The 24708-nt window shown below is 35.2% G+C and carries 21 protein-coding genes, 1 riboswitch and 1 other annotated feature; of the genes, 4 read left to right on the forward strand and 17 right to left on the reverse strand.

The genetic code is table 11. The features are described from left to right. Window position 1: 1 nt before the first annotated feature. Both AC0L0O_RS16090 and AC0L0O_RS16095 read right to left on the reverse strand, forming a co-directional pair. A complete protein-coding gene (locus tag AC0L0O_RS16090; RefSeq protein WP_000002639.1) occupies window positions 2-607 on the reverse strand; it encodes a DUF4166 domain-containing protein in 606 nt (201 codons plus the stop codon). Between the two features lie 3 nt (window positions 608-610). Beyond that, the gene (locus AC0L0O_RS16095) at window positions 611-1519 is read right to left on the reverse strand and encodes a DoxX-like family protein (protein WP_473785876.1); all 909 of its coding nucleotides are present in this window, start codon (window positions 1517-1519) and stop codon (window positions 611-613) included. A 191-nt stretch (window positions 1520-1710) separates the two neighbouring features. Then, window positions 1711-1897, forward strand: a riboswitch (Lysine riboswitch). A gap of 199 nt (window positions 1898-2096) precedes the next feature. Between AC0L0O_RS16095 and AC0L0O_RS16100 the strand changes: the two genes are divergently transcribed. Together AC0L0O_RS16100 and AC0L0O_RS16105 are read left to right on the forward strand one after the other, a co-directional pair. Next, window positions 2097-3326, forward strand: a complete 1230-nt coding sequence (locus AC0L0O_RS16100) for an aspartate kinase (RefSeq protein WP_071730380.1) — start codon at window positions 2097-2099, stop codon at window positions 3324-3326. Window positions 3327-3675: 349 nt separating this feature from the next. Further along, entirely contained in the window at window positions 3676-4131 is a 456-nt protein-coding gene (locus tag AC0L0O_RS16105; RefSeq protein ID WP_038357127.1) for a VOC family protein, read from the forward strand. A gap of 207 nt (window positions 4132-4338) precedes the next feature. On the opposite strand, the gene AC0L0O_RS16110 is transcribed toward AC0L0O_RS16105, so the two are convergent. The 3 genes from AC0L0O_RS16110 to AC0L0O_RS16120 form a co-directional block, all read right to left on the reverse strand. Then, entirely contained in the window at window positions 4339-4788 is a 450-nt protein-coding gene (locus AC0L0O_RS16110) for a helix-turn-helix domain-containing protein (protein WP_000051972.1), read from the reverse strand. 141 nt (window positions 4789-4929) lie between these two features. Beyond that, complete coding sequence (asnA, locus tag AC0L0O_RS16115) at window positions 4930-5913, reverse strand: aspartate--ammonia ligase (protein ID WP_000284906.1); 984 nt, start codon at window positions 5911-5913, stop codon at window positions 4930-4932. Between the two features lie 70 nt (window positions 5914-5983). Then, window positions 5984-6242, reverse strand: a binding site (T-box leader). A 131-nt stretch (window positions 6243-6373) separates the two neighbouring features. Beyond that, window positions 6374-6547, reverse strand: coding sequence for a hypothetical protein (locus AC0L0O_RS16120; protein ID WP_001983127.1), 174 nt, complete (start codon window positions 6545-6547; stop codon window positions 6374-6376). Window positions 6548-6647: 100 nt separating this feature from the next. On the opposite strand from AC0L0O_RS16120, the gene AC0L0O_RS16125 reads away from it, so the two are divergent. Further along, the gene (locus AC0L0O_RS16125; RefSeq protein ID WP_000047591.1) at window positions 6648-6782 is read left to right on the forward strand and encodes a DUF3934 domain-containing protein; all 135 of its coding nucleotides are present in this window, start codon (window positions 6648-6650) and stop codon (window positions 6780-6782) included. A gap of 91 nt (window positions 6783-6873) precedes the next feature. Here AC0L0O_RS16125 and AC0L0O_RS16130 read toward each other — a convergent pair whose 3' ends face one another. From AC0L0O_RS16130 to AC0L0O_RS16155, 6 genes are all read right to left on the reverse strand, one after another. Further along, window positions 6874-10068 carry an SNF2 helicase associated domain-containing protein gene (locus AC0L0O_RS16130; protein ID WP_473785877.1) on the reverse strand — a complete coding sequence of 1065 codons (3195 nt, stop codon included), beginning with the start codon at window positions 10066-10068 and terminating at the stop codon, window positions 6874-6876. Window positions 10069-10185: 117 nt separating this feature from the next. Further along, on the reverse strand, window positions 10186-11118 hold the full coding sequence (locus AC0L0O_RS16135) for a response regulator (RefSeq protein WP_086420260.1): 933 nt from the start codon (window positions 11116-11118) through the stop codon (window positions 10186-10188). A gap of 2 nt (window positions 11119-11120) precedes the next feature. After that, window positions 11121-12419, reverse strand: coding sequence for a sensor histidine kinase (locus AC0L0O_RS16140; RefSeq protein WP_473785878.1), 1299 nt, complete (start codon window positions 12417-12419; stop codon window positions 11121-11123). Between the two features lie 65 nt (window positions 12420-12484). Beyond that, window positions 12485-14197: an oxaloacetate-decarboxylating malate dehydrogenase gene (gene malS / locus AC0L0O_RS16145; RefSeq protein ID WP_000033287.1), complete on the reverse strand. Its 1713-nt coding sequence runs from the start codon at window positions 14195-14197 to the stop codon at window positions 12485-12487. A gap of 74 nt (window positions 14198-14271) precedes the next feature. Then, window positions 14272-15711 (reverse strand): aspartate ammonia-lyase, encoded by a 1440-nt coding sequence (gene aspA, locus AC0L0O_RS16150; RefSeq protein WP_000224205.1) that lies wholly within the window; start codon window positions 15709-15711, stop codon window positions 14272-14274. 24 nt (window positions 15712-15735) lie between these two features. Then, window positions 15736-17007 carry a cation:dicarboxylate symporter family transporter gene (locus AC0L0O_RS16155; protein ID WP_000713273.1) on the reverse strand — a complete coding sequence of 424 codons (1272 nt, stop codon included), beginning with the start codon at window positions 17005-17007 and terminating at the stop codon, window positions 15736-15738. 374 nt (window positions 17008-17381) lie between these two features. On the opposite strand from AC0L0O_RS16155, the gene pyrH reads away from it, so the two are divergent. Beyond that, complete coding sequence (pyrH, locus tag AC0L0O_RS16160; protein WP_001248056.1) at window positions 17382-18125, forward strand: UMP kinase; 744 nt, start codon at window positions 17382-17384, stop codon at window positions 18123-18125. A gap of 54 nt (window positions 18126-18179) precedes the next feature. Here pyrH and AC0L0O_RS16165 read toward each other — a convergent pair whose 3' ends face one another. The 6 genes from AC0L0O_RS16165 to AC0L0O_RS16190 all read right to left on the reverse strand — a co-directional run bounded on the left by AC0L0O_RS16165 (window position 18180) and on the right by AC0L0O_RS16190 (window position 24602). Beyond that, window positions 18180-19391 (reverse strand): phospholipase D-like domain-containing protein, encoded by a 1212-nt coding sequence (locus tag AC0L0O_RS16165; protein ID WP_000591908.1) that lies wholly within the window; start codon window positions 19389-19391, stop codon window positions 18180-18182. 111 nt (window positions 19392-19502) lie between these two features. Continuing rightward, window positions 19503-20648 carry an ABC transporter permease gene (locus tag AC0L0O_RS16170; protein WP_000651893.1) on the reverse strand — a complete coding sequence of 382 codons (1146 nt, stop codon included), beginning with the start codon at window positions 20646-20648 and terminating at the stop codon, window positions 19503-19505. Window position 20649: 1 nt separating this feature from the next. Then, complete coding sequence (locus tag AC0L0O_RS16175) at window positions 20650-21759, reverse strand: ABC transporter permease (RefSeq protein ID WP_001020137.1); 1110 nt, start codon at window positions 21757-21759, stop codon at window positions 20650-20652. Window positions 21760-21796: 37 nt separating this feature from the next. Further along, window positions 21797-22735 (reverse strand): ABC transporter ATP-binding protein, encoded by a 939-nt coding sequence (locus AC0L0O_RS16180; protein ID WP_001093836.1) that lies wholly within the window; start codon window positions 22733-22735, stop codon window positions 21797-21799. Between the two features lie 117 nt (window positions 22736-22852). Continuing rightward, complete coding sequence (locus tag AC0L0O_RS16185; protein ID WP_473785879.1) at window positions 22853-23959, reverse strand: sensor histidine kinase; 1107 nt, start codon at window positions 23957-23959, stop codon at window positions 22853-22855. A 4-nt stretch (window positions 23960-23963) separates the two neighbouring features. Continuing rightward, the gene (locus AC0L0O_RS16190; protein ID WP_000694110.1) at window positions 23964-24602 is read right to left on the reverse strand and encodes a response regulator transcription factor; all 639 of its coding nucleotides are present in this window, start codon (window positions 24600-24602) and stop codon (window positions 23964-23966) included. Window positions 24603-24708 lie beyond the last annotated feature (106 nt).

Raw genomic sequence — 24708 nt, forward strand, 5'->3', positions numbered from 1 at the left:
TTTATTTCCTCTCCACAAATGTTCCCCTATATGAAAATAATGAACCAATTAACGGATTGCGTACTTGTACATGAATTCGAAAGCACTGTTTTGTTTCATCATAACTTTCTACAATGTTGGCCTCTCCGTATAAGAATCTAGGTAACGGGATTTTTCTTCTAAACATGTAAAACCATTGTTTCTTTGAAGAAATATGCATCGCCCCCATCTCATCAATATGAAAATTCAGTGTAGAAACAAGTATGTGTGGTTCACCAAAATAATCTACAATTTCATTTTCATCGAATTTCATTACCGCATTAAAATATCTTTTCTTATTACGAAAGTAAAAAGTACGATTCCACCGCACAAGTTCATTTCCATGTTCATCTCGCTCAGCGGTATTATGTATTGTAAATGGCACTTTCTTCCCCCGCTCAGGGAAAAACATTCGAAACTTCGATACAATTGTTAATATCAATTTTACGAAAAAAGAACCTCCGTAAATTTCATCCATCTTTCCTTCTCCAGTAAAGCTATTTTCTTCTGTAATCTCATAGCGTTTCTGTAATTTTGGATGAAGTTTTTTATAAGAATCCCCTAATAGTCTTTCATACATATTAGCCATACATTATCCCTTTCTCTTCCTCTTGCAATTTTTTGCACTTGGTAAATCAAAACTATTCATATAACCGACAATCGATACCCCCATTAGTAAAACGTTTAATGTAATTGGATTAAACGGCTCTGTAAAGCTTACGATATTCGTAAATCCTGCCACTATCGTTAAAGCTATTAACATAAAAATATGTAGTATAAATAATTTTTGTTTTGGAACTGGAAATAGCCATATGATACCAAAAATAATTTCTAACATCCCTATTACTTTAAGAATCGCAATACTATTTCCAGTTGAACCAATAATTGCAGAAAGCATCTTCATCTCTTCTGGATGACTGAAAATTATTTTTGGGAAGATCCCTTGATACATCCATACAAATGCAAATAAAAAACATACGAGCCAATATGTCATTGTTCTTCTAATTAGCAACCCAGGGTGAAGCCCCTTTTCTAACCATAATTTTAAAGCATCAAAACTCCAAGCAGTTGCCCAGCCTAATAACGGCCGAAACATATAGAAATCTATTACATTCCCTATACGACCATACCTCGTATCATAATCATATTGCGTCTCAAAATGAATATGTTCTTTACAAGGTGTATACTTCCAATAACCACGCCCTATTTGAATAAGAGATAATGTATTATCCGTCCAAAATTTTAAAGAAGAAATACGTTCTCCCGTTTCTTTTCTTATCTTACCTATCGATTCACCTTCTCCAGCTATTTCAAGCCCAAATCCGATCTTTGTTTTATATAAAAATTTCTGTGGTTCTCCTTCTTGTTTCTCTACATACGAAATTTCAGTAAAGCGAGCATCCCATTCTGTATGTATATGTGGTTCTTGCGTGTATTCCCATAATTTCTCCATTGTTGTGTTCATTTCTGTCGAAACATAAATAGGCTTTTTCCCCTTCATTCTTCCACCTCCAATACACTATAATTTTAATGTACATGTAATATATTTATTTTGCTATATTTTTCACAAACTTTTAAGATAAAAGAAAGAATTTTTAAAAAAATTATAAAACACTTGATTCCTCGAAAAATATAAATTATTATAAAACAAATGTTACCAACAACTTCATAAATCAAACACTCTCGCCTAAAACGTGAGATAGAGGTTGCGATACTTATGAGTATTCTAATGGAGACACAGAGAGGTCCATGAAATTAGATGAAAGGAAGTATTGCCGAAATCGATATATTTCTCTGTATGTATCGATTGGGGCTGTTTTCGAATAGAAACAGAACTGTCATATGTACAGACATGTACGTATGAAGAGCTATCTACAAAAAAGAGATATCATTTTTATGGTATTCCTTTTTTGGCGGTTTTTTTATTAGCTCCGTTTTCTGTTTCCCTTTTCCTGTAACAGCACCATCCTCACTTATTTGAGATGGTGTTTTTTGTTTTTCTCTGGTAACTACAGGAATATTGGGATTTATATATGTCCTAATCTATTCTTAAAAATGGATGAAAGAAGGAATTCGTAATGGAAACGATTGTACAAAAATTTGGTGGCACTTCTGTCGGAAGCGTTGAACGCATTCAACATGTAGCAAATTTAATTATTGAAGAATATGAACGAGGACATAGTATCGTCTCTGTCGTTTCAGCAATGGGGAAAAGTACAGACGAACTTGTAGCACTTGCTAACGCGATTACAGAAAATCCGAGTAAACGCGAAATGGATATGCTTCTATCAACAGGAGAGCAAGTCACTATTTCATTATTAACGATGGCATTACAAGCAAAAGGTTATAACGCAATTTCATTAACAGGATGGCAAGCTGGTATTACGACAGAATCTGTACATAGTAGTGCACGGATTACTGAAATTAATACAGATCGAATTCAGTCTTACCTTACTAAAGGCACGATTGTTATTGTAGCTGGTTTCCAAGGAGTTAGTGAAGACCTTGAAATTACAACGCTTGGACGTGGTGGTTCTGATACAACTGCTGTTGCATTAGCTGCGGCACTGAACGCAAAAAAATGTGATATTTACACAGATGTGACCGGCGTATATACGACGGATCCACGAGTTGTAAAAGATGCTTATAAATTAGATGAAATTTCTTATGACGAAATGTTAGAACTTGCAAATCTCGGTGCTGGTGTATTACACCCGCGTGCTGTTGAGTTTGCTAAAAATCATAATGTCATTTTAGAAGTTCGCTCAAGTATGGAACAAGAAAATGGAACAATTGTAAAAGGAGAATGTAACATGGAACAACAATCAATCGTTAAAGGTATTGCATTTGAAGATAATATTACACGCATCACAGTGAAAGGATTGGAACAAGGATCGCTTTCAACTGTTTTCTCTACATTAGCAGCGGCACATATTAATGTAGACATCATCATTCAAAGTATTACAAATGAAGGAACTGTTCATCTCTCCTTCTCCATCCATTCTAATGATTTAAGAGAAACGTTAGAAGTGTTGGAACAAAATCAAGAGGCACTTCACTATGAATCAGTAGAATATGAAAATCATTTAGCAAAAGTATCAATTGTAGGATCTGGTATGGTCTCTAATCCAGGTGTCGCTGCGAATATGTTCACTACTTTAAAAGAAGAAGATATTCATATTAAAATGGTAAGTACATCAGAAATTAAAGTGTCTGTCGTTATTGACCGCCTTCATTTAGTAACAGGTGTCGAGGCGCTGCATCAATCATTTATGGCGAAAATTGAGCCTTTAGTGCAGATGAGTTAATTTCTACTAGTAAAACTTAAAACAAATTATATGAATCTACTTCCTTCCTATATAAATAGAAAGCTATTTGCATATAGAGTAATAAGAAATGTATTTATCATTTAAATAATACACTTCATTCTATACAACGATCGGGCCCTTTAAGAGCATACAGCGTAGAAATATTTTTCGGGGAAGTCGCGGTATTGTTTGTTAACAAGATACTATATAGCACAATTAAAAATAGCTTGTCACATTTCCCTATACTGTGACAAGCTATTTTTTGTTTGGAAGGAGTTTATAACTTTTTAATAGTATAATTATGTAGATGGTTAGATCATACACTTTTACATATAAGGAGATAAAGACAATGACAAACAACAAATTACTCAGAATGGATAATGTCAGCATCGTTGTAGAATCCCTTGATCATGCAATATCTTTCTTCGAGGAGATTGGTTTGAAACTCGAAGGGCGCGCCACTGTCGAAGGTGAATGGGCTGGTCGCGTAACCGGACTCGGTTCTCAGTGCGTAGAGATTGCTATGATGGTTACACCAGATGGCCATAGCCGCATTGAACTTTCGCGATTTCTTACCCCGCCTGCTATAGCAGATCACCAGAAAGCTCCTGTCAACGCCCTCGGTTATTTGCGCGTCATGTTCACCGTTGAAGACATTGACGAAATGGTATCTAGGCTTACTACTAAGCATAGTGCTCAGCTCGTTGGCGAAGTAGTTCAATACGAGAACTCTTACCGTCTCTGCTACATTCGTGGAACTGAAGGCATTTTAATCGGTTTAGCGGAAGAACTCGGTAATAAATAATTAATGTTTTATTAGAAGCCTTTACTGAAGTAAAAATATTTGAAAGAACTTTACACTTAATAAAACTTAGATTTTGAACCCCGTCCTAGCTTTAGAACGGGGTTATCCTTGTTTGAGCTTTTTAACATACTATTAACATCCTAAAATCACTATAAAACAATTTACTTTCTTGTTATACCTTTTCCTAGGAAATACAACTGACTCTTCTCATTTTTTATCACATATATCTTTTGGCTCTCTTCCTCGAAAAAAAGATCGATATTCATTCAAAATAACTTTTTTCATATCAAAATAAAAAACCATCATGAATAACGCAATTCCTAATAACATCTTTTGAATTCCTTCATAATCAATGAAAGCACTCATTATTAACAAACCAAATCCAATATAAAAACCAAACTCGTTCTCTTTCTCAAAATCCTCATCTTCTTCATTAATATGTATTTTTTCTTTAATGTTTTGATTCCCTTTTATTAACTCATCGAGCGTAACATTGTACATTTCGCTTAGTAAAATTAAATTATCAATATCAGGGCAACTTTTATCATTCTCCCACTTATATACCGCTTGCCTCGTCACACCAATCTTTTTAGCAACATCCTCTTGTGAAAATCCCTTTGACTCTCGTAGTTTTTTTAACTGTTCTCCTAAGCTCATAACGTCCCCTCCTTTAACAAATTATGACATAATGGGAGATAAAAAAGAAAGAAACCATTAGTAAAACTCACTGTAAACCATTCGTTTACACAGTAAAAAAAGAGAGAATAGCTCTATATTTAAGCTATTCTCTCTCTTCTATTAAAATAGATGAATGTTTTCTTTCTTGCAAGCTTCACGTAAATCATCAGGCCATACAGAAGATTGAACTTCACCAATATGTGCTTTACGTAAGAAGTACATGCACATTCTTGATTGTCCGATACCACCACCAATTGTTAATGGTAGTACATCTTCTAAAATCCCTTTATGGAAATCATACTCACGTTTGAAGTCTTCACCTGTTTTCGTTAACTGCTCATCAAGTGATTTACTATCAACACGAATTCCCATTGATGATAATTCGAATGAAGATTGTAGTACTGGGTGCCAGAATAAAATATCACCGTTTAATTTCCAATCATCATAATCAGCTGCGCGTCCATCATGCTTTTCACCTGAACGAAGCGCATCACCAATTCCGATAATGAAGACTGCACCGTGTTCTTTTGCAATTGCATGTTCACGATCTTTCGGTGTTAATTCTGGATATTTATCTTCTAGTTCTTGAGAAGTAACGAATACAATTTCTTCTGGTAAATACTTCCCAAGGAACGGATACTTTTCAAATAAGTGGTCTTCTAAATCTTTGAATATTCCATAAATTGTTAGTGCTGTTTTTTGTAAGTAATCTACAGTACGCCATTCTTTTTGAACGATTTTTTCCCAATCCCATTGGTCAACGTAAATAGAATGTGTTGCATCAAGTTCTTCATCACGACGGATCGCGTTCATGTTTGTATACAAACCTTCACCAGCTTCATATCCATATTCATGGAGTGCAAATCGTTTCCACTTCGCTAGTGAGTGCACAATTTCTAATTCTTCTCCTGAGTGTAACATATCAAATTCAATTGGACGTTCTACACCGTTTAGATGATCGTTTAATCCTGATTTTTTCGTTACGAATAATGGTGCAGATACACGGAATAGTTCAAGTCGTTTTGCTAATTGATCCTCGAAAAATGTTTTAACTTCCTTAATTGCGATTTGAGTCTCTCTTACTGTCATTAATGATTGATACATGGTGGTTTCCTCCTAAAATGTTTGGATGTTGTGAAAAGAAGCCAACAAAAAAAGCCCTTCTTTCCCAAAAAACTGGGACGAAAGGCTTTGGTTCCGCGGTACCACCCAAATTAGCAACAGAGGTTGCTCACTTATACAATACGGAGATGAAATATCTCGATACTGTTCTTCTTGTAACGGCGAAGTTCCCGGCTAAGTCTACTTTCCTGTAAAGGATTTCGGTTAGCAACTCCAGGAGGTTCTTCATAATAGGCTTCGTATCAGGCTCACACCACCCCTGACTCGCTTAGACTACGTCCTACTACTACTCGTCCTTTCATAGTCGTTTTGTTGTCACATCTCTGAAACATTTTATTAATGATTATTCTATACAAAAAATAAAGAAAGTCAACAAAAAGTTTTAAAATATTTTTCAATTCTTTATTTTACGGCTTTATTGATTGTTTCCAATATACCTTCTTTACTTCTTTTGCCTAGGTATTCTAAAAAACGTCTCACTAACTGAAACTAACGTATATACGACGATTAATGTAATCGTTCGAAATATAGAATCCGCAGTATTTCGTATTATTTTCATTTTCTTTGTAATTCCTTTCAGTTTACTTGCAAATTCATGATATACTATAGCATTCAAGCAGTTTGTTTTCCTTAAAGAAAACATAGTCATTTATAAAGAGTATTTTCTAAATCATTGACTATTATCAAATTAGATTTTTATATAACGGAGTGATTATATGAGTAAAACGAAAGCAAAACCGAAAAAAGGTGTAGGACAAGGTACAGGAAGTAAAGGGTGGAACCGTTGGCAATCAAGTGCAAAAAAGAAGAAAGCTGCAAAGCCATACAAAAGTAAAGGTACAAAGAAATAACATTTAGTTTCTTTTCTTTGTACAAAACAAAATATAATTATTACAACGAAAAAGCTATGCCCTCATATATTTGAAGGCATAGCTTTTTTTATTAGATCATTAAAATATCTCGAATTTCTTCTTCTGTGATTGATGATAATTTCTCTTCTCCAGGCTCAATCACTTCAGCAATTAAATTTTTCTTACTCTCTTGCAGTTCATGCATTTTTTCCTCTATTGTTCCGTGAGCCACTAACTTAATAACTTGTACCGTATTTTTCTGTCCCATCCGATATGCCCGATCTGCTGCTTGTTGTTCAACAGCTGGATTCCACCATAAATCGTATAATATAACCGTATCGGCACCCGTTAAGTTAAGCCCCGTACCACCAGCTTTTAAAGAAATGAGAAATAGGTCCCCTTCGCCTTCGTTAAATCGATTACATAGCTCTACACGTTCTTGCGAAGGTGTATTTCCGTCTAAATAAAAGTATGGAATCGCTTGACGATTTAATTCACGACCAATAATGGACAGCATCTTTGTAAATTGAGAAAAAATTAAAATTCTCTTACCGGTACTTCTACATTCCTCTAGTATGTCTAACAGTTGCTCAAATTTAGCTGAACTCCCTTTATAATCATCAACGAATAGAGCGGGATGACAGCAAATTTGTCGCAATCTCGTTAAGCCAGCTAAAATTCTAATTTTATTTTTACGTAACGTATCTTTGTCTAAATGTTTTAACGTTTCTTCTCTTAATTTCGCTAAATAAGCAGCATATAGTCTCTTTTGATCTGGTAATAACTCCGATGACTGTAAGTGCTCTATTTTATCTGGCAGCTCCTTTAATACATCTTCTTTTAATCGTCTTAATACGAAAGGTTTTACGCGCTTCGCTATATCCTCACGCCTTAAATCACCGAATTCTTTTCTTCCTGGTAATAATTCTGGAAATACAACGTGGAAAATAGACCATAGCTCTTCTAATGAATTTTCTACAGGCGTTCCCGTTAGTCCAAAACGATATTCAGCTTGAATTGTTTTCACTGCTCTTGCAGTTTGCGTTGTAGGATTTTTAAACGCCTGTGCTTCATCAAGAAACAGCGTATGAAACGGCCTCGCATAAGACCTTATATCTCTTCTTAGTAATGGATATGACGTAATTACGACATCAAATTCTGCTACATCTTTTAAGATTTTTCGTCGCTCTGCTTGATTTCCATCTGCAATAACCGCTCTAATATGCGGCGCGAATTTTTTCAACTCGCTTAACCAGTTGTAAACTAGAGACGATGGGGAAACGACTAATATAGGGAGCTTCTTCTCTCGAATTTCAGGCAAAACAGAATCTATATAAGCAATACTTTGCAACGTTTTTCCAAGTCCCATGTCGTCTGCTAAAATACCGCCAAAACGGTAATAGGCGAGTGTTTTCATCCACTCGAATCCGTATACTTGATACTCTCTCATTACAGCACGTAAAGTTTGCGGCACTGTAAACTTTAATTTTTTCGGGTTTTGAATGCTTTCAACTAAATCTTGCACAGACTCATCTAAGCTTAAAACATTACCTTCGTGAAGTCCGTTCATCCATTTTACACTTCGAATAAGCGGAACATTCACTTCTTCCCCATGTAAAAATTCTTTTCGAATACCTGATTCTTTTACAAACTGATTAATTTCATTAAACTCTTTGCTCTCTAGTGATAATAAAGAACCATTCGCTAGTCGGTAATATTTGCGTTTCTCTTCCAGAGCCACTAACACACCTTTTATTTCCGCTTCCGGTATTCCTTTTATATCAAAACGAAATGATAACCAATCAATTCTTTCTTTTCTTCTCACTCTAATAAGAGGTGCGGTATCGCCTTTATGAATGCGTAATTTAATTGCTGTTGTCGCGTAAATATCAACTAAACCCTTTAAAGTTGGAACGATGTGATATAAAAAGTTATACTCTGCTTCTTCATTATGCATAAAATAACCGCCTTCCGTTTTTGCGAAGGCACTTTCACTCATAATGTCTAAAATCTCTTTTTCCTTTTTCTCATCACGATTAAAGACAGACGGTTGCCCGTCTTCTTCTAGCGGATTAATCACGACGTTTCCATAATGAAATTCGAGACCTGCTAACAAACGATTTTTCACTCGATCTAAATACAGTTTTGCTTTTAACGACGGCGTTTCAACACGATCGGATATTCCTTCATCAATGCGCACTGTTCCAAGTTTCATTAATCCAGGCACAACTTTTGCTACGAAGTGTTCCATCTTATTTTCAGGAATATAAAACTGATTGCTATTTGAGCGACTCATCATCTTTTGCAATTCAATAAGTCGCATACAATCTTCCATAGGTAAATGATATAGTTTCCCATCGTAAAGAGCGTTATTATACATCTCCATAACTCGAACACGATTTAGGCCGGCTATATGAAGTGTAAACCCGCCATTATTCCCTTTTGTAAACTCAAAATGTAATGGCAATAAACCTTTTGAAATTTGTAACCCGTGAAACAGTTGCTCATTTTGTTTCAGCTGTACATACTCGGCCCTAGAAAGTGCAGAGAGCATATCATTCCACGAAGCTGGCGGTATAAATATCATACTTTCATCTTGTTTCGCATGTACTTCTAGTGCATCTTCATACATTTTTTCATTATGATATATTTTAATGAGGTGTTGTATAATCACGTCCGTTTCTTGTTTAAAACTGTGTATATCTGGCGTGTATGTAAATTCATTCGAACAATGAAAAGTCTCTCTCTTCTCCACTTTAGAAAGAAATTCTCTAATATGATTTATAAGATATGTTTTCGCAAGTTTTAACTGAATTCCAAGAAGAGCCCCACCGCTTTTCGTCGCTACTGGTGAACATATAAACGCAATATCTAATATTTCACGTGTATCAAAACGATGTTGTTTACTTTTTGGCCTCAGTGGTTTGTCTGCAAACAACTGAAACATCCCATTTGTTAATTGATCATTTCTGCTACTAACAGAGCCCATTACACCCGCTTGCTGGTTATAATTTATTTGTATCAGTACAGCTGCAACATGTTGACAGTACGTTTGAAAGGACGCTAATGAAGGACAGCTACACCTCGCAACAACATCACCTTTTTTAGCTTTTTCTACCGTAACATGGAAATCCTCGTTCCCTTTTACCGTCGCCTCGCAAATTTCTTTCGTTTCATCATAGTGATTGACGATTACTTTATTTGATTTATAATAAGCTTCTCCTCTTCTATATGAGGTTTCTCCGCAAACTTCTTTAATAATCGATTTATTTAATGTAAAACTCATTGTTTTGACACTTCCTTAATGTAAAACCATTTTCTCTTACTTAACATTTTACATGCTTCACGAGAAAATATAAAATGTTGATTTAACAAAAAAAGATGCTTATTTATAAGCACCTTTTCACTCTATCTCCATCAGTCGTTTCGCCTCAAAATACAACACTTGAATAAATTTTTTCGTATTAATTCGTATATGGCCAGAAGTCGCTACCTCATCCTTTGTCATTTCTGTCATCCGTTTTCTAACTACAGTGAAATCAAAAAACTTCGGAGCATAACTTTCAAATTTCGGATTTGAAAAGTCTGTTAGTCCAAGGGAAGCTAAATGATTTAATGATTGATAAATTGCTCTTCTTACACGTTGTTCAGACGCTTTTCTCTCCTTCTCTATATCTGCATCTGAAGCTAGTTCCCCTAATTTTTTTACTGTTATTTGGTGAAAGATATCTTTTAAAGCAGGAAATCCAAACTCAAATGTTTGAGCCTTTTCTTGTCCATATAAATATTCCAGCATACTAAGTAAATCTTTACTTCCGTTCTCTCCCGCAATACCGAGTTCTGCTAGTAAGAAGCGTCCTGAATCTGATATCTTTTTCCCTTCTTGCACTGTTTCATTACGCATTTGCGGCTTTTCCCACTGAAACACATTATTCAATGATTTTTGAATGTCATATATAGAACGTTCCAAACGAATACGCTCTATCACTTTTCGTACAACAGATACTACTTCTATTTTGTTTAGTGGTTTTGTAATATAATATTCCACACCAAGTGTATACGCCTCACCAATGAGCTGTTTCGATTCAACTTGGGAAATCATAATAATTTTCCCAGTAAATGAAGATGCAATATGGCGAACTGTTTCAATGCCGTCTCTCATCGGCATTAGTAAATCAATAAATAAAATGTCCACTTTTTTATAATTTAACTGTTCTGCTTCAATAAACGCTCCATCTTCCGATTCTCCAATTACTTCCCCAAGATCGCCATCCTCAATAATTTGCGAAAGCATCGAACGGAAAACTTCATCATCATCTACGATATAATAAAACAAACCTATTCCCCTTCCCGCTTTAAACTGCACTCCGGTAAACAAACGATAAACTTACACCCGTTCCCATTTTCATTGTCTTCTAACCTTACTTCTCCGCCGAGCTCTGTTACCATTTCGTCTATGTAAGAAAGTCCAATACCTGTGGACGGTGTTCCTGTTTGATCATACTTTGAAGTAAACCCGGGCTTAAATACTAATTTCTTATACTTTTGCGTTATACCAGGGCCATCGTCAATCACTTCAAAGATTACATTTTTTTCTCGTTTATATAACTTAATACGAATGAGACCTCTATCTTCAATTGCTTCAACTGCATTCGCAACTAAGTTATTAAAAATTGATAGCACTGTATACACGTGATATGCAGCGTGTTCACCTTCTATATGTTTAGAAAAACGTATATCTTTCCCTAACATTTCAGCATACTTTTCATTTATTCTTACAATCATTTCTGTAAGCTCATGACCTTCTACATACTCCGCCACATTTTTATCTAATAGCAGTTTAGATAATCCTGCAAAAATCCTTTGATTATCCTTTTTTATTTCGTGCACTTCTCCTGCTATTTTCAATGCTGTTTTACTGCTGGAATCATCGTTCGCTTGTAAGTTTCGATATAGTTGATATGCTTCTTGTGTAATCAACTCTGCATTTTGTAACGTTTTTTTCAAATGAACTGATTCTACATATAAATTTGAAAGGTGCATGAACATTTTTTCATTTTCTTTTCGAACTTGTGATTCTTTTAATTTCGTTTCATATAAATTCATCATATTTAAAAAACCGAGTGCAAAGAAACTACGAAAAATAGCAATAATAATAAGTTTATTTACTTCAGAAACTGTTATCGTTGTACCGAGCACTACCATATGATAAATTGCGAGTTCTGACATACTTGCAATAATTTCAATTGTAATTCCAAGGCACCCTATAACAATCGGCTTTTGATGAAACTTATTCACTCTACAAAGTGAAAAAAGACTTCCATAAATAAAATAATAAAAGAACACAGGGTAACGCAAATAAAATGATTCTGTCATATGAAATGAACCTTGCATGACCCAGTCAAGACATACGCGGAATAAGACTACACATATACCGACAAGAATACCCGCAGCCGCTGCTGGTATTCTTCTTAAAAATAGTAATAAAAAGAAGAATAACGGCGTCCCAAAGCTAACCCGAAACGTATCATTAAAAGGATGAAAATTAAGCTCTCCTGCAATCGGAACAACTACCATTAATATAATTAAAAGGGATATATCTTTCTTCCATAATTGATTCCAATTCAAAGGTGCCACTTCCTATACTCTTTTTTTCAGTAATAAAAGTGAAAGCCCGCTTATATTATAAACGGGCTTTATTTCTATATTGTAACCTTTTCTACCGCTTTTATTTGGCGATACTCAGGCTCCCAGATTGCTTCTTTCACTGCAATCTTAATATCGTTATCACTGAAGTTCTCTCTAGCAACACCTTCTGCAACAGCAACTTTCGCTACTTCAATTGCTACCATTTCCGAGATATTACGTAACTCTTCAACTTCTGGCAAAATAGGTGCTCCTGGCTGACTTGTGTCCACCATACTTGCAACTGCTTCAGCTGCTGCTGCGAACATTCCATCTGTCATGACGCTTGCACGTACAACAATTGTTCCAAGACCAAGACCTGGGAAAATAAGTGCATTATTTGATTGCCCAATTACATACGTTACACCGTTATATGTAACTGGTTCAAATGGACTTCCTGTTGCAACTAGTGCTCTTCCTTCTGTCCACTCGATTAAATCGGCTGGTTTCGCTTCAGCAAGTGGCGTCGGATTCGACATCGGTAAAATGATTGGTCTTTCTACGTGAGAAGCCATTTCTTTAATAATTTCTTCTTTAAATGCGCCTGCAACAGTTGATGTACCAATTAAAATTGTCGGTTTCACATGTTTCACAACTTCAGCAAGCCCGATCACACCATTTTCTTTCCACTCACTTACTTCCGCTTCTTTTCTTGCATATGGAATTTGGAAATCAAGAAGATCTTCCATGTTATCTGTAACTAATCCGTTACGATCAATACACCAGAAACGCTTATATGATTCTTCTTCTGATACGCCGACGCGTACCATCGCATCTCTAACTTGATCTGCGATACCGATTCCAGCCGTACCAGCACCAAACACAACAACGCGGTGTTCACTTAGCGGTACACCAGAAGCTTTTACTGCCGATAATACAGCCGCAAGCGAAACTGCACCTGTACCTTGAATATCATCATTAAACGTACAAATATCATGACGATATTTATCTAAAATTTTTCGTGCATTACGAGAACTGAAGTCTTCCCAATGTAAAAGTGCTTTCGGGAATTGCTTATTTACCGCTTGTACAAATGTATCAATAAATTCATCGTAAGCTTCACCTGTTATACGAGGATGACGATTTCCAATATAAAATGGATTGTCTAATAATTCTTCACGATTTGTACCTACATCTAAAATTACCGGTAATACGCGGCTAGGATCGATTCCAACTGCGGCTGTATAAACAGCTAATTTTCCGATTGCGATGTTAATACCACCAACGCCCCAGTCACCAATTCCAAGTATACCTTCTCCATCTGTAACAACGACTAAATCAATATTTTCTGCTGTTGCACCGATATTGGCGAATGCTTCTTCAATACCTGACGGATCGTTAATTGATAAATACACACCACGTGGTTTACGGTATTCATGACTATATCTTTGGATTGCTACACCAACAGTTGGTGTATATACGATTGGTAACATTTCGCGTAAATGATCTGTTAAAATGCGATAAAATAACACTTCATTTCGATCATGTAACGCTGTTAAGTATACATTCTTTAATAAATCATCCGGCTGAGAACAAAATTGTTCGTATGCTCGGCGTGCTTGTTCTTCCAATGTTAAAACTGCTGGCGGTAATAACCCTTTTAAACCTAATTCTTCTCTTTCTTCTTGCGTGAAAGCGACCCCTTTATTTAAAAGTGGTGTTGATAATACTTCTACTCCTCTTAATGTCGTTTCTAATGAACCATTAGAAGCTACTGTAAACTTGCTCATAACATCCCTACCTCTATTCATATATAGCATTTCTATATTGTAAACAAAAAAGAGGGGCTTGTCCCCCTCTTCTTTTAATTTTTCTTTAAAAGAGTTGCTCCTGCAATCCCTGGGTGTGTCATTTCAAATGGATCTAGAATTAACTCTAAATCTTCTTGTGACAATACACCATTTTTCACACAAAGTTCTCGAACGGATTGCCCTGTCGCGATTGCTTCTTTCGCAACGCGAGCTGCTGCTTCATAACCGATATGAGGGTTCACGGCTGTAATAATTCCTACACTCTTCTCAACATACTCTTTTAAGCGATCTTCATTCGCTTCAATTCCTTTTAAGCAATTATCTGTAAAGGCACGGAAACCGTTATTCATAATGCTAATTGATTGTAGTAAGTTGAAAACAAGTACTGGTTCCATCACGTTTAATTCTAATTGACCTGCTTCTGAAGCAAGACAAATTGTATGGTCGTTACCAATTACTTGGAATGCAATTTGATTAATTACTTCTGGCATAACAGGGTTTACTTTCCCTGGCATAATAGAAGAACCTGGTTGACGAGCAGGTAGCATAATTTCCGCTAAGCCAACACGTGGACCTGATGCCATTAAGCGAAGGTCATTCGCAATTTTAGACATATTCATCATACATACTTTAAGTGCTGCAGATACTTCAGTATAAGCATCCGTATTTTGCGTCGCATCTACTAAATCTTCTGCACCAACAAGTGGTAGTTCACTAATTGCAGCTAAATGTTTTACAACTGCTTCAATATATTCTGGATCTGCATTTAAACCTGTACCAACTGCAGTTGCCCCCATGTTCACTTCATATAAGTGTTGACGTGATTGCTGAATTCGTTTCATATCACGTTCAAGTACACGAGAGTATGCTTTAAATTCTTGTCCAAGACGAATTGGCACAGCATCTTGTAAATGTGTACGACCCATTTTAATCACATGATCGAACTGTTCTGCTTTTAATTCAAATACATCGTGCATATAACCCATCGTTTGTAATAACCCTTCTAATGCGTTTAATGTTGCGATATGAATCGCCGTTGGGAATGCATCATTTGTTGATTGCGCCATGTTTACATGACTATTTGGGCTAATATAATGATAGTCTCCCTTTTCCATCCCTAATAATTCAAGAGCACGATTGGCAATGACTTCATTTGCATTCATGTTCATTGAAGTACCTGCTCCGCCTTGGATTGGATCTACGATGAAATGATCATGCCATTTTCCATCAAGAATTTCTTGAGCAGCTTCTGCGATCGCTCCGCCCTTGTTCAATTCCAATCTTCCTACATCTGTATTCGCAAGCGCTGCAGCTTTTTTTACAACTGCGAACGCTCTAATTAAACCTTCATGGATTTTGTATCCTGTAATTGGGAAGTTTTCAACTGCACGCATTGTTTGTACGCCGTAGTATGCATAGTTTGGTACTTCTTTTTCACCTAAAAAATCTTTTTCAATTCGAACACCATTTTTAACTTCAGTTAATGTAGCCATGATTATTCACTCCTTAACGATTTCCTATGCTGCTTTTGTTTCTTTGACTGTTTCTACATATTGTTTTGCTTTCTCATTATCGAATTCGCCTTCCCACTTCGACATAACAATGGCCGCTAATGCATTTCCTAATACATTGACAGATGAGCGAATCATATCTAAAATGCGGTCAATTCCCGCAATTAACGCGATACCTTCTAGTGGTAACCCCATTGAACCTAACGTTGCTAATACAACAACGAACGATGCACCTGGAACTCCCGCCATACCTTTGGATGTTAACATGAGAACGAATAATAACGTTATTTGCTCTGTCAGTGACATGTGCACACCGTACATTTGTGCAACAAACAATGCCGCTAACGCTTGATAAATAGCTGATCCAGTCAAGTTAAATGTATAACCTGTCGGAATTACGAAAGAGGCAACTGCCTTTGGACAACCGAACTCTTCCATTTTTCTCATTATATTAGGTAAAACAGCTTCTGAACTTGCTGTCGTAAATGAAAGAATTAGTTCTTCTTTTAAAATTTTCATTAATGTAAAAATATTTACGCCAACCATTCGTGCATTAATACCTAATACAATCACAACGAATAGTATAACAGTTACGTATACGGCTAGCACTAGTTTTCCTAAAGGAAGTAGTGTTGCTACACCAAATTTTGCAACTGTAACCGCAATTAATGCGAATACACCAAATGGTGCAAATTTCATCACTTGATTTGTAACCCAAAACATCGCTTCGAGTACACCTTCAAAGAAATTAAAGACAGGCTTTCCTTTTTCCCCAATTGCTGCAACTCCTAAACCGAATAATACTGAGAAGAAAATAATCGGTAATAAGTCACCTTGTGCAATCGATTCAAATACGTTTTTCGGTACAATATGAACAATCGTCTCAGCGAATCCTTGCTTCTCTGTAGCATCTGCTGTTTGTTTATAAGAAGAAATGTCACTTTGCTGTAAGTTATTCATATCAACGCCAGTACCTGGCTGGAATATATTCGCCGCAAGTAATCCCATTAAAATAGCGATCGTCGTAATGATTTCAAAATAAAGAATTGTCTTTCCGCCTAGTTTCCCAAGCTTCTTCATATCGCCTACACCAGCTACCGCAACAATTAATGCTGAAATAACAATCGGTACTACAATCATTTTAATTAAGTGAATAAATATATCCCCAATTGGTGTGATATAAGAAATCGCCGTTTTATTACCATAGAAGATTGCCCCTACTACAATCCCTAAAACAAGTGCGACAAAAATTTGTGTCGCTAATCCGAATTTTTTCATTTATGTTCATCCCCTTTATGCGAACGCTTTCATTTCGTATTTATAAAAGCTTACTCACACATCATATAGGCGAACCTACAAAATCATACAAAAACCTACAAGTTCGTCACAAAAAATTCGAAAATTTTTCTTTTCTTTTTCATTGACACCTTTTCGTTAAAAAGAGATAAAATATACTTGATAAGTAATCAGATTGTTTTGTATAATCAAAAAGATATATACTTACAACAAACCAAAATGAAAAGGAGTGGATAATATGAAAAATTACGTACAAAAATTCGTCTTATCTTCTTTTCTTTTTCATTTTCTTAAAAAGGAACAAGGGCATTCGCCTTTGTTCCTTTTTTGTTGCGATCTATATAGGGGGAATTGTTATGAGGCCATATAAACGTGTCTTAATTAAATTAAGCGGCGGTGCACTTGCCGATCAAACCGGAAATAGCTTTAACTCCAAAAGATTAGAACATATCGCAAATGAAATTTTATCCATCGTTGATTTAGGTATCGAGGTATCTATCGTCATCGGTGGCGGTAACATTTTCAGAGGTCATTTAGCTGAGGAATGGGGAATTGATCGTGTAGAAGCTGATAATATTGGCACATTAGGTACCATCATTAATAGCTTAATGCTACGCGGCGTTTTAACAAGCAAAACAAATAAAGAAGTTCGCGTTATGACTTCCATCCCATTTAATGCTGTAGCTGAACCATACATTCGCTTACGTGCGGTCCATCATTTAGATAACGGTTATATCGTTATTTTTGGAGGCGGTAACGGGCAACCATTCGTTACGACAGACTACCCTAGTGTTCAAAGGGCCATTGAAATGAATAGTGACGCCATATTAGTTGCAAAACAAGGAGTCGACGGCGTTTTTACTAGTGATCCAAAGCATAATAAATCAGCAAAAATGTATCGAAAACTAAACTATAACGATGTTGTTAGGCAAAACATTCAAGTAATGGATCAAGCCGCTTTATTATTGGCCCGTGATTATAATTTACCAGCACATGTCTTTAACTTTGATGAGCCTGGAGTGATGAGACGAATTTGTTTAGGAGAACATGTGGGAACGTTGATTAATGATGACGCTTCATTACTTGTGCATGAGAAATAATTATTTTTCATTTTAAAAGGGTGTCTATAAAAGACACCCTTTTCCCATCAGCCTTTATAAATAAAAATCCACCATCCCTGCAAATTTCTCCTTACAACGCTCCCAAAAAGATAACTTCTCAAAAAATTCTTTCGTCATTTCTTTTGAGTCACGAAAATCCTCTGTTAAGGCCTTATTAACTTGCCCTACAATAGGACCACCATGAATATAAAAATTCATTTCATCATTTATATTGAAGCTACGCGAAGTAAAGTTTGTTGTGCCAATAACGGTTAATTCATTATCAATAAGCATTAATTTGCCATGGAACATTCCTTTTTTATACCCATATACAGTAATCCCATTATTAATAGCTTGACGTATGTATGGATACGCCGCTTCTTTTATAAGAGGTAGATCTGGTTTATATGACCAAAGTATTTTTACTGTAACACCACGCTTTTGTGCTGCGATTAAAGCATTCATGGATTCTTTATTTTTCGCTATAAAATACGGCGTTGCAATTACAATTGAGTGCTGAGCTTGTTTTATAAGATCTATATATTTTTCAGCGACGTGATGCCCATTATAACTAACCATAGTATGTAGTGTATTCCCTTTGCTAGCCTTATTCGTACTCCTCTTTATATCTTCTTTCGTATCTCGTTTCCAATCTAAAGCAAATTGTTCCTCTAAGTCTTTTGCACCTTCACCTTTTATCCGTACATGATAGTCTCTCCAGTACCCAAAGTGTTTATCTTTCCCTAAGTATTCATCCCCTATATTAAAACCACCCGTATAACCAATCTCTCCATCAATCGTTGTAATGCGGCGATGATTACGATGGTGAAGTGAATAAAACCCGAATGGTAATTCCTGTTTTCTACTATATGTAAAATGTACACCATTTTCCTGTAATTCTTTTTTCATCTTTCTTTCAAATGATAAATCGTTAAGTAAATCGACAGATAAATATACGTTTACTCCTTCTCTTGCCTTTTCTTTTAATAAGTTTAAAAAAGTATGACTACTTTTATCATCCGATAAAATAAAAAAATAAGTGTAAATAGATTGTTTCGCTTCTTTTATATCAGTAAATAACTGTTTATAAAATGACTTTCCTTCTACATATAATTGAAAATCACTATAATGAGGTGCATACTCTGTCGGCATGTTTTTCCCAGCTTCCATTTTCCTACCTAAAGTAACATCAATATGCATACAAATTAAAATAAAAGCGAAAATAGCAATAATAATAGAAGTAACTCGCAATATTTTTTTAATCATGTTCATTTCCTTCCGCTCATTTTTCTTTCCACCCTACTATTTTGGCATTCAAATTTAGATTTCATGCTTCATACAAAAAAGGATGCGACTTAACGTCACACCCTTTTCATATTAAACAAAGTTTCTCGCATCATTATTTCTTCCAAACTTATAAATAGCAATTAAGAAGAATGCTACCGCAAAGGCAAATAAGATTAAAATGTTTACATACAACTCTGAAAATGGAATTCCTTGCTGTAGTTTTGCTATCGTGTCTAGTAACCAACGCTGCGGAAGGAAATCAGCTACTTTTTGTACCGCTTTTGGCATAATGTCATATGGAAAATAACATCCGGCAAGTAAACATGTTGGTACAATGACCAGATTTTGCATCGTATTTGCCGATGCTGAGTTTTTCGAAAAAGCAACAAGAACTAATGATATTCCAATCGCTATTAAAGCAAATAGCATTAGTACGCCAATCATCACTATGAAAGGCATATTGATATTCGTATGAAAAACATTCGTTAGGAATAGGATTGTAATTAAAATTTGTATTGTTAGTATCATCATATTGACCCCGACATTAGATAATATGAATTTCTTCCCATCTATCGGCGTTGTTAAGAGCCTAAAATACGTTCTATTTTCTTTTTCTTTTAAAATATATCCTGATAAGTTCGCTGCTGAAAATAACATAAACATAATAAGATAACCCATCGTTTGGTTTGTCATATCTTTATTTTTCGAAGTATCTGTAAGTGTCTCAGACTTTACTTTAAATAAATTCTTTTGATAACCAGCGTACATACTATTAAACGTACTTTGATCCGTCCCTGCCACTTTACTAATCGCTACAATATTATCAATATAGTTATATAAATATGATTTTATGAATACTGTTACTTGATCCCCTTTAATTGATGAAATCTCAATATGATCAGGTTTCCCTTCTCGAACACTTTCAGAAAAACCAGAATCTAATGTAATAACACCATCAAGTTTTTTGGAAGTGAGTTTATCTTCTACTTCAGATTCTTTAATTTTACTTACCTTTACATGATTTAACCCTTCTAGAAATTTCACCGTATCATTTGCTATAGGTTGATTTTCTTTATTTATAACCCCGATATTTAACGTCCCTTGCCCTACATTCCCATACATTGAGAAGGAGATTAATGTTCCTATTATCGGCAAACTAATAATAATAAGTAAACTTTTTTTATTTTTCAAAAGTACAGATAACGTTTTTTGTATGAGCCATAAAATATCTTTCATACTATAGCCCCTCCCGTCTACGTAATGCAATAATCGCAATTAATAAAAAGAGTGCTGAAATGCCAAGGTTTAAAGAGATTACCGGCAGTGCTGCTCCTACATCATTTGCATAAATAATTTTCATAACAGCTGTATTTGCCCACGTTAACGGTGATAAATTTGTAACGAAATTTTCTTCTACTACGAAGTATGCACCACCAAAAATAGAAGCTAATTGTACGACTACAAGAATAATTGCTCTCGATGATTCAGCTGTTTTTGTAATATATCCAATTCCTAAACCGAAGCTAATTGCTAGAAAGACTTGTGTTAATAAAATTATAAATATAATTCCAAGATGTTCGCCCCAATTCGCTTGAAATACAAATTTGCTAAATAACATGACAAGTAATACGCAAAGGGCATTTGCTACTAGGCTACCAAGTACTTTTCCAATGAATATTTCAGCCTTACTTATAGGCGCAGCAATAAGGCGATCTCCTGTTTTACGTATTCGTTCTTCTCGAATTAAAGAACTCGCTCCCATCGCAGCATATAGTGCAATCATCGTCGTCATTACAACCGCATAGTAATCCATAGAACCTGGTTTTTTCGCAGCTTGTAAAGATGTTTCTTGTATATAATCATTATGATTTCCGTTTGAAATAACTGTGCTTACCTTACGAGGATCTACTTTTGCAACTTCGGCCGCTACATTGTACTTATCAACAAATGTTGTAAGCATCCCTTCCACAATACTTCCCTCGACACTACTTCTGTCACTTCCGTAAAATTTTGCATCATCTTTATTTAATTCTACATAGGCAGCATATTTATTTTGCTTCACCGCTTCCTTCCCATCTATACCTTCGGAAGCTTTTTTAAAATGAATACCCGATTTATCCACTTTTTTCGCAAATTCTTCAAATGCTTGAGAAAACGCACTACTTGCTTCATCTTTATATAGCACCTGTATATCTTTAATTGAATGACTATCACTATTAAACGCATTACTTAATGCTGTTCCTAACACAAGCATAAGCACAATCGGAAATGCTAGCATAAAAACTAAAGTTCTTATGTCCCTGAAATCTCTTTTAATATGCAAAATTGCAATATTGAAGATGTTCAATTGATGAACCTCCCTTTACCTTTTCTCCATTTACCATTTATTTATCTCGTAAGTTTCTACCAGTTAACGTAAGAAATACTGTTTCTAAGTTTGGAGCCTGCTCCTCTAATGAACGAATTTCAATGTCATGATTAATGAAGTGCTGAATAATTTTATTTAAATTGTTTAATCCTGCATCCGAGTTTACTTTAATTACGTTCTCTTCAATTTGAACAGCTTTCACACCGTTTATCTCTTTTAATTTTTCTACATCTAAATTTTCTACTGACTTTACTTCAATCCAAATGTCTTTCGTATCGGTAATAATCGCTTTTAACTGTTCTTTCGTTCCTTCTGCAATCACTTTACCATGATCGACAATTGCGATTTTCGTACAAATCTCTTCTACTTCTTCCATGTAGTGGCTCGTGTAAATAATCGTACTTCCCATTTCATTTAATTTTCGGACAGACTGAAGGATATAGTTTCTTGACTGCGGATCAATTCCAACTGTCGGCTCATCCATAATAATTAACTTCGGTCTATGAGCGATTGCACAAGCTATATTCAGTCTGCGTTTCATCCCGCCAGAAAAGTTTTTCGGGAAACTTTTCTGTTTATCGCTAAGTCCCACAAATTGAAGTGCTTCCTCCACTCTTGCTTTTAGTTCAGCTCCTCTTAACCCGTACAGTCCAGCAAAGAATTTCACATTTTCATAGGCAGTTAACTCTTCATAGATTGCAATATCTTGCGGAACGACACCAATATTCATCTTCGCAAATCGATTATGTTTCTTTATATTTTTTCCTAATATACTAATTTCACCTTCATTACTTCTTAACAACCCAGCGATCATATTAATCGTTGTACTCTTACCAGCACCATTTGATCCTAAAAAGCCAAATATTTCTCCTTCTTTAATAGATAAAGACATATTATCTACCGCGATGAAATCACCAAATTTTTTCGTTAAATTTTTTATTTCTAATGTATTCATTATTTCACCCCTATTTCGGTTTCTCTGCTTTTAGTATAAACAAAAAGAATGAACCTGCTCAGTGCAGAAGTTCACTCTTTTTACATGAGAATATTCACTTTTTTCCTATGAGATGATTCATCCTCCTATCGGCAACAACATTGTTACCGAAAAACCATTTTTCCCATCTACAATAATTTTCCCGTTTACAGAAGCTGTTCGCTCCTCCATACCTATAATACCGAGACCTTTTTTCACAAGCACTGCACCTTTTCCGTTATCTTTCACTTGTACCTTCACCATCCTATTAAGTACATGAACATCTATGGAAATGACTGTTGCATCAGCATATTTCATCGCGTTCGTTAATGCCTCCGTAACATTTTCACCGATAATTTTCCACTGTATAGGGGAAATCATATCTAAGTTTCCTTTATATACGAATGGAATATTCACATCATGCTTACTGGCAAATTCCTCTATGAATAATTTCATACGATGAATACCAATTTGCTCTGTTGGCGGCTTCATATTTTTCAATGTAATCCGAATGCTTTCAATTCCATCTTTTGAAATATAAATTGCATTTTGTAATAACTCAGCAGACTTTTCTTTATCTATTTCCATTAACCTCTTTGCTGCTTCCATTTGAATGAGTGCGCCCGTCATTGAGTGTCCAATTTTATCATGAATTTCTTGTGACAACCGATTTCTCTCTTCTAACTTAAATGTGTACTCTGATTGTCTTATGTACTCTTTATTTTCATGTAAGCTTTTCGTAAGTCGCTGCATATCTTTTCGCATCTTATCATTTTGTGATTCAAGCTTTACTACACGCGATATATGCCGTTCTGCCATAGTTAATACGATGAAAGAAAATGCAACAATTAATCCATATGTCATTCGAATGCTTTCATCTGTAAAAACAATAGGAATCATCATAACGATAAAGAGCTTCCATTTATTCTCTATATAACGAAATATAATTTCATATAAGTTCATTGGTAAAAACAAAATAAAAAACGGATGAATCTTCCATGCAAATAACATAACTAGACCAATTGATACGCAAGTTAATATGTTTTTGTACGTATCATTTTTAAATATAGAGATTAACACGTTTACAGAAAGAAATAAAAGTAAAGTAAGTATAACCCACGGTAAGTTCACAACATTTAAATAAATGTAACTGAACACAATATATATAAAGACAATTAATTTACTTACAGTTAACCAAAATTCCATAACATTAATCTACTTTCCCTGTTAAATAATAAATCGCAATTTGTGTACGATGTTCAAGTCCAGTTTTCCCTAAAACTGATGTAATATAATTTGCGATTGTTCCTTCTGATATGAAAAGTTGCTTTGAAATTTCTTTATTCGAGAAACCTTTCGCTATTAACGCGATAATACTAAGCTCTCTCTCTGTAAAAAGACTCTTATCTATTTTACATTCGTCCTCTTTACTTTCCATTAAATTGCACTTAATTTTATCAAGCACTACATCTTGCATAACAGTTTGACCGTTATATACTCCTTTTATCGCATCACGAATACGCTCTGGATCATTATTTTTTAATAAATAACCTTTCGCTCCGTTTTTTACTGCGTCCAAAATATATTCATCATCATCGAACGTCGTTAAAATAAGCGGTTTCGTTTCTGTCTCTTCACAAATCAATTTCGTTGCCTCTACCCCGTTCATATTTGGCATACGAACGTCTAAAAGCGCTATATCAACGTCGTTCTTTTTACAATATTCCACTGCTTCTTTCCCATCATTTACTGTATCTACCACTTCAAACTCTTCATATGTATTTAAAATAATTTTCATACCTTCTCTTATAAAAGAGTTATCATCCGCTATTAATATTTTAATTTTCATGTTTGTTAGTATGGAACTCCCCCTACTAACATTCACATCCTTTCTCTGTGCAACATTTCCCACTTGCTCATTATATACTTCTTTTTACCATTTTTTCACACCTTTT

It is taken from the genome of Bacillus sp. GS3m_15504 (assembly GCF_055825275.1).